Annotated in this window: 13 protein-coding genes; all 13 read right to left on the bottom strand. The window is 47.1% G+C overall.

Annotated elements, in window-relative coordinates; all coding sequences use genetic code 11:
- Positions 1-914 (bottom strand): chromate efflux transporter (gene chrA, locus A3751_RS06010; protein ID WP_068453381.1); only part of this gene is annotated, 914 nt, incomplete at its 3' end.
- An 81-nt stretch (positions 915-995) separates the two neighbouring features.
- On the bottom strand, positions 996-2,285 hold the full coding sequence (locus A3751_RS06005; protein WP_197466201.1) for an iron-containing alcohol dehydrogenase: 1,290 nt from the start codon (positions 2,283-2,285) through the stop codon (positions 996-998).
- Between the two features lie 117 nt (positions 2,286-2,402).
- Positions 2,403-3,248 carry a 3-hydroxybutyryl-CoA dehydrogenase gene (locus A3751_RS06000; protein WP_068453379.1) on the bottom strand — a complete coding sequence of 282 codons (846 nt, stop codon included), beginning with the start codon at positions 3,246-3,248 and terminating at the stop codon, positions 2,403-2,405.
- A gap of 19 nt (positions 3,249-3,267) precedes the next feature.
- Entirely contained in the window at positions 3,268-4,590 is a 1,323-nt protein-coding gene (gene ccmI, locus A3751_RS05995) for a c-type cytochrome biogenesis protein CcmI (RefSeq protein ID WP_068453377.1), read from the bottom strand.
- Between the two features lie 38 nt (positions 4,591-4,628).
- Positions 4,629-5,108: a cytochrome c-type biogenesis protein gene (locus A3751_RS05990; RefSeq protein ID WP_231876850.1), complete on the bottom strand. Its 480-nt coding sequence runs from the start codon at positions 5,106-5,108 to the stop codon at positions 4,629-4,631.
- Between the two features lie 10 nt (positions 5,109-5,118).
- Positions 5,119-5,652, bottom strand: a complete 534-nt coding sequence (locus tag A3751_RS05985) for a DsbE family thiol:disulfide interchange protein (RefSeq protein ID WP_068453373.1) — start codon at positions 5,650-5,652, stop codon at positions 5,119-5,121.
- Positions 5,653-5,659: 7 nt separating this feature from the next.
- Complete coding sequence (locus A3751_RS05980) at positions 5,660-7,642, bottom strand: heme lyase CcmF/NrfE family subunit (protein ID WP_068453371.1); 1,983 nt, start codon at positions 7,640-7,642, stop codon at positions 5,660-5,662.
- Positions 7,643-7,644: 2 nt separating this feature from the next.
- Positions 7,645-8,142 carry a cytochrome c maturation protein CcmE gene (gene ccmE, locus A3751_RS05975; protein WP_068453369.1) on the bottom strand — a complete coding sequence of 166 codons (498 nt, stop codon included), beginning with the start codon at positions 8,140-8,142 and terminating at the stop codon, positions 7,645-7,647.
- Positions 8,126-8,317 (bottom strand): heme exporter protein CcmD, encoded by a 192-nt coding sequence (ccmD, locus tag A3751_RS05970; RefSeq protein ID WP_068453367.1) that lies wholly within the window; start codon positions 8,315-8,317, stop codon positions 8,126-8,128. The genes ccmE and ccmD overlap by 17 nt, the downstream gene beginning before the upstream one ends.
- Positions 8,310-9,059, bottom strand: a complete 750-nt coding sequence (locus tag A3751_RS05965; protein WP_068453365.1) for a heme ABC transporter permease — start codon at positions 9,057-9,059, stop codon at positions 8,310-8,312. Before A3751_RS05965 ends, ccmD begins: the two co-directional genes overlap by 8 nt.
- Positions 9,060-9,089: 30 nt before the next feature.
- Positions 9,090-9,791, bottom strand: a complete 702-nt coding sequence (ccmB, locus tag A3751_RS05960; protein WP_068453363.1) for a heme exporter protein CcmB — start codon at positions 9,789-9,791, stop codon at positions 9,090-9,092.
- Positions 9,784-10,383, bottom strand: a complete 600-nt coding sequence (gene ccmA / locus A3751_RS05955) for a heme ABC exporter ATP-binding protein CcmA (RefSeq protein ID WP_068453361.1) — start codon at positions 10,381-10,383, stop codon at positions 9,784-9,786. Before ccmA ends, ccmB begins: the two co-directional genes overlap by 8 nt.
- A gap of 129 nt (positions 10,384-10,512) precedes the next feature.
- Positions 10,513-11,523, bottom strand: a complete 1,011-nt coding sequence (locus tag A3751_RS05950; protein WP_068453359.1) for a putative solute-binding protein — start codon at positions 11,521-11,523, stop codon at positions 10,513-10,515.
- Positions 11,524-11,909: the final 386 nt, after the last annotated feature.

The following is an 11,909-nucleotide window of genomic DNA, read 5'->3' as shown; positions in this document are numbered from 1 at the left end:
CCAACCTCATGAGATGCGCCCAAAAACGAAGCAAACGTAAACAAAGGTCCGGGCACTGCCTGTGCTGCGCCATAACCCGCTAGAAACGTATCCCTGTTAACCCACCCAGAGCCGACAATTTCAGTCTCTAGTAAAGGCAACACAACGTGCCCGCCACCGAATACCAGAGAACCCGCGCGATAGTAAGCTAGAAACTGATCAAGGATTTGGCCGTCTGCAAACCATTGCGCAACGAAACCGCTCAGAAACAAAGCAAGCATCACATATGCAATACGATATGGCGTGGCTATGCGCTGGCTGTCAGACGACGTGGGTGGCGCCGCACTCTCGCTTTCGGTCTCGCCCATCTTGACGATTGCACATATCACACCGACCACCACCAAGACGGCAATCGGTGCAAAAATACTCTGCCAGAAAACAAATACGGCCGCGCTTAACATCATTAATAAGATCCGCTTAACATCCGGTGCTAAGCTTTTCTGCATGCCAAGAAAAGCGTGTATAACGACGGCAAGAGCGACGAGCTTTAACCCATGCACCACGCCACCAGACATCCAGTTCGAATCGTAGCCTAATACAACAGCAAAAGTCGCGAGTAAGATCGCAGAAGGAAGCGTAAATGCCAGCCACGCCGAGAAGGCGCCAATAAAGCCCGCGCGGTGATAGCCAACAGCCATGCCAAGCTGACTGCTGGCAGGACCAGGAATAAATTGGCACAAAGCCAGATAACTAGAGAATGTCGCATCATCCAGCCACCTTCGCTTAGCAACAAAAGCCTCTCTAAAGAACCCAATATGTGCAACCGGACCGCCAAACGATGTGCAGCCCAAAACCAAGAAGGTGCGAAATACCTCCCATCCACTCGATCTCGCCGGCCCTTTGCGTGCGTCAGCACCAGATTGTTGACTAAACACGACTCTACCTCTTCGTATTCATGGTTTATGATCTAGTGACACACGCACTCAGAGCAAGCCCTGATCAATAGCTAACCAAACCTACGCACTACGTTTATTCACTTTTGATTTCGCCAAACTAAGCATTAAGCTTTGGGCATCATCAGCAGACATATAGGCTGGGACAGCGTAAGTCGAGTTTGCTTCTTTAAAAGCAGCGCGCCGGATCGCCGGAAAATCCTTCAGCTGAAGTGCCGGAATTTGCGGATCAATACCCACTGTTTCGATTAGCCTGTCAACAGCCGCTATAAACGCTTGCGCATTATCCATCGTGCTAGCACTAGACTTGGCAACACCGATCGTCTCAGCGAGATCGGCAAGTCGACTGGTGACAAATGGCAAATTGAATCGCAGCACATGCGGCAAGACTTTTGCGTTTGCCAAACCGTGCGGAATTCCATACCGAGCGCCAATTTGATGCGCAAACGCATGCACATAACCAAGGCCTGAGATGTTAATCGTCAACCCTCCGTAAAATGAAGCGAGTGCCATATTCTCACGCGCCGTAATATTGCCGCCAGACTTAAAGGCTTTTGGAAGGTTGTCGAACACTAACTTAATACCAGCTTTGGAATAATAGCTCGACTCGTCGTTCGCCATCGTACTTAAGAATGACTCGACTAGATGCGTCAATGCGTCCATTCCTGTTGCAGCCGTTATTGCAGGCGGCAAACCTTTCATCAGCTCCGGATCAAGCGCCGCCATTAACGGGACGATTTTGGTCTCGATGACGAGTTCTTTTTGATGCGTTTTATCATCCGAAATCACTGCACCGATGGTGACCTCCGAGCCCGTACCTGCGGTGGTCGGTATACAAAAAAATGGAGCAGATGCCGATTTGGCTTTCAATATACCGACCAACTTTTGTGGCTCTACCTGATTTGATGCGGCTAAGGCGATCACTTTTGCACTATCAATCGAGGACCCGCCACCGACCGCAAGAACCGAATCACAATTTGCTTGTCTGTACGTTCTAAGCCCTTGCTCAACCACTTTAAATGTTGGGTCTGGCTCGACATCCGTAAACAATTCATAGCTTGCACCATGCTTCTCCAGTGTCGTAAGTATTTTCTCGAGCAAACCGAGCTCGTATAAAGGTCGGTCCGTAACAATAAGCGTCTTTTTAAGACCAAACCCCGCAATGCTTTCGCACAATTTAACGGAAGAATTTTTACCGGATAGAACGGTTGGCTTGGGAATCTTAAGAACGCTCACGAGCGCTTTTAAGCCGGCAATATATCCGGAACCAAGAAGTTTGTTTCGAGCGCGGGACGCACCAACAGGGTTGACCACCTTATCCTCAAAGTGGGCAAGTAAAGTCTCTAAATTCACAATCAGCTCTCCTTAGTTATTTTTAGATTGGCTGTGGAATAAATGTTAACGATATTACTTTACGACTGGATTAAAGCAAACAAAAACGGGGCTTGAGCCCCNTCAGAACAGCCTGTTTTATGAATAGGTATAAAAACCGCTTCCTGATTTACGACCAAGCCTTCCTCCGCGAACGTATTTTTTCAACAGAGGATGAGCGCGATACTTCGAATCACCAAACTCTTCGTACAACACATCCATAATCGCAAGACAGACATCAAGACCGATTAAATCACCAAGCGCTAACGGTCCCATTGGATGGTTTGCTCCCAACTTCATTGCCGCGTCTATATCTTCGGCGCTTGCAACTCCCTCCGCAAAAATACCGACAGCTTCATTGACCATCGGTATCAGAATCCGATTAACAACAAAGCCCGGTGCTTCGGCAACCTCTACCGGCGTTTTGCCAAGTGCACTTGTTAAGTCTTTAACTGCAGCAAAGGTTTCTTCAGATGTCGCAATGCCTTTGATCAACTCAACAAGCTTCATAACTGGCGCAGGGTTGAAAAAATGCATGCCCAGAAACCGGTCGGGGCGTGTCGTTGCAGCGGCGACCTCGGTAATCGATAACGACGAAGTGTTGGTTGCGAAAATAGTATCCTGACCACAAACCGCATCTAGCTCAGCAAAAATCTGCTTCTTTATAGCCATGTTTTCAACAGCGGCTTCGACAATCAAATCAGCATCAGCGACGGTCGAGTTATCCGTTACGCCGGTGATATTACTCATTACGGCATTCGCTTCGGCTTGTGTAATCTTCTCTTTAGAAACGAGACGAGAAAGACCTTTTTCTATCGTTGCGATGCCTCGCTCCACTGCTTCTTGAGCAACGTCTTTCAGAACAACCTGCAAGCCTGAAACGGCAAACGTTTGCGCAATCCCAGCCCCCATTGTGCCAGCACCAATAACAACAACCTTTTTCATATATACCCTCTGGTCTCTTCTAGTTTTCTAAAATCTTATCAGCACCGCTAATCTGCATCATCAACGGCGTGGGACTTGTTTGGCCAACAGCAACGCCTCTCACCGTCACCTCGTAGTCTCCTGACTGTCGCTCTACCCCTCCCGAAGTAATACGCGCAGTGAGATCAACTAATTCGAAAGACGATATCTTGAGCTCCGGCATCATCGCTAAACGATCGTTTAGTACAATGGCCTCAGGTAGCTCGCTAGGACTATAACGAGCCACAGCAAGCGGCATTGGAGGCCCTTGCTGCGCCTTAGCAAAAATCACGACCTGCTCTTTACCAGACAGTGATTTGACAACATCTGGTGCAATCGAGAGCACGACCGAAATGCCGCCAACCCCGTCTACTTGTTTATCGATCTGCTGATCGTCGCCATCTTGCTGAGCGCGAAGAGTTGTTTGCTCACCCGCTCCGATTGCTCGCTGCGCGGACTCAATACCGAGGCGAATTGAATCTTTTGAAGGATGCTCTGGAAAGACATCCAAAATCCTCTTCCAATATTTAATAGCAGCCTCAAAGTCGCGCGCCTCGAAGCTTGCGATAGCCAGTAATCCGAGCGTGTTTGTCTCGTCTTTATTGATTTCAAATGCATTAGCACTTGCACGACGAACTTGCTCTGAATTTAAAGCGCTGCCATTAAAGTACAAGGCCTGAGCCTTAAGGCCATAGAGAGCCGCCTTAGCTTTCGGTTCTTGCTCAATGAGAATTAACTGATCATAGGCCTCAATGGCGATATCGAACATCTGCGCATTCATTGATGAGCTTGCGAGCAGACTCCACCCCTCAATGTTGTTCGGCGAATTACGGAGCTTATCGCGGAGCTGCAGCAGCAAACCGCGCGCATCACCCGCCTCTGCCATCGCTTGAGCCGATGCTAACTCAGCGTCGCTAAAGCGACTGCTTACATGCTGCTCGACCTGATCGTATGCTCCCCATTTGGTGTAGAGATACGCAGTGCCAACAACAATAAGTAGGCTTGTAAAGGTCAATCCAATTAACGTGGACCGATTTGATTGTGAGAGTTCTGCCGCTGCGTTTATCTCTGCATCCGCAAGTAGATTGTCTTCCAGCTCCTGTTTTAGCGCGTCAAACTGCTCATCGCTTATCCGGCCAGCATTTTTCTCAGACGCAAGCTCCCTTAAACGCTCTTTATGTATTCTAACGTTTGCTCTAATTCGCTCTTCATTACTCAGTTTTCCAGCTGCAGCCTCAAGCTGTCGACGTTGAACCCATGGCCAAAAAACAAGTACCAAAGCGAATGCGCATGAAATCAGCGCGATAATCCAAAAATATGTCATGAATTCATTTCTTTAAGTCGATATTTAAATGCAGGAGCTCAGTCATCAGAGTATTTTTCTAATAACTCTGCAACTGAATTGCCTCTCGAAGACCCCGAGTTTTGTTTGGTTTTCTCAACCTCGCTGGGGCTTTTTTTGCGGCGAGAGACTAACAAGATGACGAGAGCGCCAAGGACAATAAAAACCCAAGGCCCATACCAAAGTAGATAGGTCTCTGTGCTGACTTTGGGCTTATACGTAACAAAGTCACCAAACCGCTCAATCATATAATTCACGACTTCGTCTGAGGTTTTTCCGTCTTCTACGAGTCGATGAACCTGCACACGCATATCCTTAGCAATGGGGGCATTGGAATCCGCGATATCCTGGTTTTGACATTTGGGGCACCGTAATTCTCGGGTCAATTCTTTGTAGGATTGGCGGTTTTCATCACTGCTGAATTCGAAGACGTCGATACTTGACGACTGCGTTAAAAACGAAAGCGACAACAAACATGCGAAGACCATGATATGAGGCAAGAGATACTCCTTACTTCCCAAGTAGCTCGCGATAACGCGGCTCAATTTGTGCTTCCCAGATGCGCTGATTCACTTCACCAACATGGCGATACCGAACGATCCCGTCTTTATCCACAAGATATGTTTCTGGCGCTCCATAGACGCCAAGATCGAAACCAAACGAACCCTTTGGATCATATATATTCAAAGAATAAGGGTCGCCAAGCTCTACCAGCCATTGATTGGCCTTAGACCGATCGTCTTTATAATTCAAACCAATGATGGGTACGCCTTTATTAGCAAGCCTGATTAAATATGGGTGCTCGGTTCGACAGGAAGGGCACCATGTCGCCCAAACGTTCAAAAGAGAAGGCCGACCTTTTAGCGCGTCTTGATTCACTTTAAGCCCCTGATCCTCAAGGACGGACAACTCAAACTCGGGAATGGGGTCGTTTAACCTTGCAGTTTCGAGTTTGTTTGGATCTTTTCCCAAAGCAGTGTAAAGAATGAGTCCCAAGCCAACCGCTAAAACGAGAGGGGTGATATATACTAATCTTGAATTCATACGACTCTTATTTTGCAACCTCTAGGTTGCCAGTAATGTCTGCGGATTTAGACTTGGTTATGTGATAACGGTAACGTTTGTCGGATACGGCAATGCATCCAGCAATAAACATGAAGATAGCGCCTAGCCAAATCCATCGCACTAAAGGCTTATACTGGACTCGCACAGCCCATGCGCCTTCACCCAGTTCTTCGCCGATAGCCACATAGATATCGCGCCAGAACCCTGGATCAATCCCTGCCTCGGTCATTGGGCTGGATTGAGAAAAATAGACGCGTTTTTCCGGGCTCAACACGCTCACCAAACTATTATCCCGAAGCACCCGTACGTTCACCCTCGTCGCTTCATAATTTGGTCCGCGAATCTTTTCCTCACTATCAAACATCAGTTGGTAATCACCGAGGGTCACCATCTGACCAGCCACGATGCGGACATCGCGCTCGATTGAATGCATCGAAACAACCACCGCTCCAATCACCATAAACGCAAAACCAATATGACCGAAAAGCATTGCATAATATGACCGACCGAGGGACAACTTCGCTCTCAAACTACCCTGTTTAGCCGCGCAGCGGCGATAAACATCGGATGCACTCACCACGATGATCCAAACGCCGAGCAATACCGCAACCCAGGTAAACCAATCCCACTCGTAACCAGTTACTAAAGTCAGTACGGTGGCTGCAGCAACGCTAATGACGGCAAATTTACGAATTTGCTGATTGAATTGAGCGACAGGCGTTCTCTTCCATTGAGAGAGAAGACCAAAACCCAAGAACAACGCTAAGATCGCCATTAACGGAGCGAAGACAGCATTGAAGTAAGGAGGCCCAATAGACAATTTACCTGCACCAATAAAATCAAGCACCAAGGGATAAAGTGTGCCAAGCATGACGGTTATCCATGCAACAACAAGAATGATATTGTTCGCGAGGAGAAAGCTCTCTCGTGAGAGCAGTTGATGTTCTGATTTACCAACGAGATCAGGCGCTCGCCAAGCATAAAGCAACAATGAGCTAATAATGGTTATGGCTAAGAGTCCAAGTACAAACTGCCCTCGACTCGGATCCGACGCAAACGCATGAACAGACGTGAGTACGCCCGAACGTACCAAAAACGTACCCAGTAAACTTAAGGAAAACGCGATAATGGCGAGAAAAATAGTCCAGCTTTTAAATGCTCCGCGCTTTTCAGTTACGGCTAAGGAGTGCATAAGCGCCGTACCAACTAACCACGGCATAAAGGAAGCGTTTTCAACAGGATCCCAAAACCACCATCCGCCCCAACCAAGCTCGTAATACGCCCACCAACTTCCTAATGCAATACCTAGCGTGAGAAACCCCCAGGCCGTTATGGTCCAAGGTCGCGACCATTTAGCCCAAGCGCTATCCAAACGCCCTCCCATCAAGGCAGCGATGGCGAAAGCAAAAGCAACAGAAAACCCGACATATCCCATGTAGAGCATCGGCGGATGAACAATGAGCCCAAAGTCCTGCAATAGTGGGTTGAGATCGCTACCTTCCATAGGCACATGCGGGAAAGTCCGGGCAAACGGATTAGACGTGAGCAGGATAAACAATAAGAAACCTACGCTGATCATTCCCATAACAGCTAATACCCGAGCCAACATCTCGCGCGGGAGCTGACGACTGAATAAAACCACAGCCATCGTCCACCCCGCTAACGTGAGTGCCCAGAGAAGCAGGGAGCCTTCATGACCTCCCCAGACGGCGCTGACTTTATACACATCGGGTAGCAAGGTATTCGAATGGCCTGCAACATATTTGACGCTAAAATCGTCTTGCAGAAAAGCAATCGCCAAGCATACGAACGAAACAGCAATAAAGACAAATTGCCCTGTGGCAAAAAACCGGCCCGTTTCCATCCATACCGGCGAGCGGCGCGCGACGCCGTATAGCGGCAAAACACTTTGGACAAGGGCAAACATCAATCCCAGTATTAGAGTAAAGTGACCAAGCTCAGGCAACATGATTAGTAACCTCCCGAATAACTATTCTCGGATGAAGGCGCACTCTCATCATCGATTTTTTCGCCATAAACACTATGCCCCGACTTCTCGAGCGCTTCCGCCACTTCGGGCGGCATATAGTTTTCATCATGTTTTGCGAGCACTTCTTCTGCAATCAGCACTCGATTTTCATTAATTCGCCCTAGAGCAACAATGCCTTGTCCCTCACGAAATAAATCGGGAAGAATGCCTGTGTACTCAACATCGACCTCTGAACTGAAATCTGTCAAAACAAATTTAACGGCCAAGGAGCCCTCGTCGCGCCCCACTGAACCTTCTTTCACCATACCGCCTGCTCTAATCTTCGCTCCCACAGGCGCCTCACCATCGGCAATCTGTGTTGGGTTATAAAAAAGGTTTATGTTTTCACTCAAAGCGTACATCGCCAGTCCGACGACAATTGAAAAACCAATCGTCAGAAAAGCGACGATCATCAATCGTTGTTTACGTTTTTGGTTCAAGAGCTTTACTCGCTTTTAGCTTGGTTAACCGATCAATCTTTTTACGCACTTTCATCTTCGCGGCGGTCTTTGATTTAATACTCAATACGCCAAGAAAAACTAATGCGAATACACTTACACCATACGCGAGCCACACATAAAAAGTGTGATCACCCATGTCAAAATACTCAAACATCTAACCTTTCCTGTAATAACTTTTTCACCCATTTTGTCTTGTATTCGCGCTCTAGAATCTCAGTTTGTAGGCGAAAGAGCACGAGGCAGGCAAACAAAGCATACACACCTATCACCATAACAAGCAGAGGAAGCCACATCTCAACTGGCATTGCCGGCTTTTCAGTTAAAGTAAATGTTGCTGGCTGATGCAGAGTATTCCACCAATCTACTGAATACTTGATAATCGGAATATTCACGACGCCAACCAACACTAAGATATACGTTGCCCTTGCCCGATTGAGATCGTTTTCAATTGCACCTCTCAACGCGATAACACCAAAATAAAGAAACAACAAGAGAAGCATTGAGGTTAAGCGCGCATCCCAAACCCACCATGTTCCCCAAGTAGGTTTTCCCCAAACAGCGCCAGTAAACAAAGCGAGAAACGTCATGACCGCCCCGATCGGTGCCGCAGACGCGATAAAGTAATCGCTCATTTTCATCCGCCAAACCAAACCCACCAAAGCGGCAGTCGCCATCATCATGTAGACCGACTGCGCAAGAATCGCTGCGGGAACATGAATGTATATGATTCTAAAGCTATCCCCCTGCTGATAATCAGGTGGCGCCAAGAAGAGCCCCCAATATGCCCCGCCGAGCATCATTGAGGCCGCTACGAACAACAATGGTTTTTGTATACGCTCTGCAAAATCGTACAACCACTTTGGTGACCCAAATTTATGAAACCATGCCCAAGTCATATTTTTACACCCAGAAACCCTGTCATTGCCTTAGTTATCCACCGCAATTTTCAACGAAGCAGAAGTAGCAAACGGACATGTAATGATTGACAGCACAAGTAACGCCGCCAAAATCGCAAACAACCCTGAAACATGCAACCCCTCAGCCGACGCTCTGAGAATTCCTGTGGCAAAGATCAAAACAGGCGTTGCAAGCGGAAGAACAATCAGCATAAGTAAAACCCCGCCACCTCTGACGCCGGCTGTCAGCGCCGCTCCAATACTCACAATTAGCGCCAAAGACGGCGTGCCAATCAATAGTGTGAACAACATAACGGGAATTTGTTCCACGGCCATATGCAGCATTACTGCTAACAGGGGACTAATTATAACGAGTGGCAAAGAAGTTACGAGCCACAACGCAAACACTTTAGACAATACCATTAGAAATAATGGATGCTCTGATAAAATCCATTGTTCCGTTGTGCCATCCTCGAAATCCTGCTTAAACATTTGACCGACCGACAGCAGCAGGCTAAGCATAAACGCGACCCAAATAAGTCCACCTGCACTAACACTTAAATAGTCTTTGCCAGGATCAACACCGAGCGGGAACAGTACGATCACCATCACAAAGAACATCAGCCCATTAAATAGCTCCTGCTTACTTCGCCATGACATTCTTAATTCGGTAACGACAATATTTTTGAGTATAAAAAAAACGCTTGAGCGTTCAAATGACGCCTTACTCATAACCGCTCCCTAAGACCAAAGAGCGTAACCTCTCATCATCAAACTGATGATGACTAGTAAACACAACCAGAGAACCTTTCTCTACTAGCGAAATCAGAAACTGTTCCAAGAATTCAACACCTAGACGATCCAAAGAAGCAAAAGGCTCGTCAAGCAGGCAGACCTTTGAACCTGAAGTGAGGATTGAAGCCAGCGCAACTCTGCGGCGCTGCCCTTCGGACATATCGCTGCATAAAACATGCTCATACCCAGCGAGTCCGACCTCCGCTAACGCACCTAAATTATCAATCTGGCGCGCCTCGCAAAACAAAGAATACATCTCCAAATTCTCTGAAGCTGTTAGATTCCGTTTCACGTTGATTTTATGGCCAAAATACTTTGTCGATCGAGCCATCTGGGAACGCTCTATCGTTCCGCTATAACCGCTATATAAACCTGCCAGACAACGTAAAAGCGTGCTTTTACCAGCGCCATTCACGCCCTTAACGTGTACGAGCTCCCCTGCGCAAAGATTAAATGAAAGCCCTTCGAATAAGACGCGATCATCGCGCTCGCAATGAAGCTCACTAACCTGGATGAGGGATTCGGACATCTGCCTATGTGCACTTAAAAAAGGGGTGAAAAGTATAATTTATTTTGCGCTGCGGCTAAATCTTTCCGCGCAGATAAAAACAAAAAAGCCGGCTATTAAGCCGGCTTTCTCACAAGAATTACGTAAAACTTAGAAACGCTCTTCTTTAGGTGCAGAACATTCTCCGCGAGAAGGATCTACAGAACAACGGATCTTCCACAACAAGCTTAACGCTTTAGGATCCAGAACACCTTCGTTACGAAGCTCAGATCGAATCTCTCCGCGGAACTTCTCTAGCGCAGCCTTCGTTGCCTCGTCGGTTTTGATCCAGTACTTAGAAGGAATCTCTGCTTCCGCATCTTTCACCATCTTGTTGATATCGGGTAGACGGTTAAGAATGTACTCACGCATCTGCTGTCCAAAGTCAGGGCTGAAACGATCTTTGTGAGAAATCATCTGCATCATACCGTAAAGAAGTTTCTCGTCGATGATGCCGCCATTCTCGCCAAGACCGTGGTAAAGCTCAAATACGTTATAGCCCAAAGCAACCATTGGAAGAATATCGATGTTGCCATTGTTAAACTGGCCAGAGAACGTTGCAAGCGAAGTACCTACTGGCGACGCACCAGCCAAATCTGCAAACTTGTGGCTTTGTGGGTCTTCGTTAAGAACAGATACTTTTTTACCACTAAAATCGGCAACTGTATCAATCTCGCGATCGTTCACGAAAAGATAAACAGAACCAACAGGAAGGGTACCAACCACTTCGTAGTTACCATTCGTCAAGTACGGAGACAATTTCGGGTTGGTCAACGTTTTCAAAACACGCGCCAAACCTTCTTCGTCTACAATACCGCCAAGCGCATCAAGAGTTCCGCCAAACGGAACGTAAGGACGACTCAAGATCGCTGTTAGGAATACCACATCACATAGACCCGCTTTAAAGTCGTTAGACGCTACTTTCTCATCCGTGTAAGCAACGATCTCAACGTCGATGCCCCAAGCCATACCTTTCGCAGTCAAGTCTGAGAAAAACGCAACAGCAGGGCCGTTATTACCTACAGGGTCATAAAGACAGAATTTTTTCTTTTCTAAAGCTGCAGCAGCGGATGAACTCACGGCTACAAGCAAAAGAGAAGCTAGAAATTGACGAATCGTCATTTGCACACACCTCAGCGCTCGGTTATCAAAAATTTTTTATTAGGTTTGGACCACAAATTAATTATTCTTTGCGTATCGAAACCGCAGCGCATAGTACTAGAAATTACAATTAGTGACAAAGAAACACGAAGCAAATTAAAAGCTATTTACCACTTTAGTGAACTAGGGCACTATTCTCGAAATCGACCAAAAACAATCAATTTATTGATAGCTATTCGTGCTCGCCCAAGGTGAAGATTTTCGATAATGAAAAACAATAACAAGTCATTGCTTTATAATGAAAAATGCCCGCTGTGCACCAGCGATGACTGCCTTCTATATTGGCAAGGACAAAACCCAACTCGAGATTACCTTCATTGCCAACACTGCGACCTTGTATTTGTCCC

This window comes from Oleiphilus sp. HI0080 (assembly GCF_001635135.1).
This window is presented reverse-complemented; position numbering and strand designations above follow the sequence as displayed.

What these genes read in the sequence shown, in the direction of transcription:
- A3751_RS06000 (WP_068453379.1), bottom strand. Translation starts at nt 3,248, where the DNA reads ATGAAAAAGGTTGTTGTTATTGGTGCTGGCACAATGGGGGCTGGGATT.
- ccmI (WP_068453377.1), bottom strand. Translation starts at nt 4,590, where the DNA reads ATGACATATTTTTGGATTATCGCGCTGATTTCATGCGCATTCGCTTTG.
- A3751_RS05985 (WP_068453373.1), bottom strand. Translation starts at nt 5,652, where the DNA reads ATGAATTCAAGATTAGTATATATCACCCCTCTCGTTTTAGCGGTTGGC.
- A3751_RS05980 (WP_068453371.1), bottom strand. Translation starts at nt 7,642, where the DNA reads ATGTTGCCTGAGCTTGGTCACTTTACTCTAATACTGGGATTGATGTTT.
- ccmD (WP_068453367.1), bottom strand. Translation starts at nt 8,317, where the DNA reads ATGTTTGAGTATTTTGACATGGGTGATCACACTTTTTATGTGTGGCTC.
- A3751_RS05965 (WP_068453365.1), bottom strand. Translation starts at nt 9,059, where the DNA reads ATGACTTGGGCATGGTTTCATAAATTTGGGTCACCAAAGTGGTTGTAC.
- ccmB (WP_068453363.1), bottom strand. Translation starts at nt 9,791, where the DNA reads ATGAGTAAGGCGTCATTTGAACGCTCAAGCGTTTTTTTTATACTCAAA.
- ccmA (WP_068453361.1), bottom strand. Translation starts at nt 10,383, where the DNA reads ATGTCCGAATCCCTCATCCAGGTTAGTGAGCTTCATTGCGAGCGCGAT.
- A3751_RS05950 (WP_068453359.1), bottom strand. Translation starts at nt 11,523, where the DNA reads ATGACGATTCGTCAATTTCTAGCTTCTCTTTTGCTTGTAGCCGTGAGT.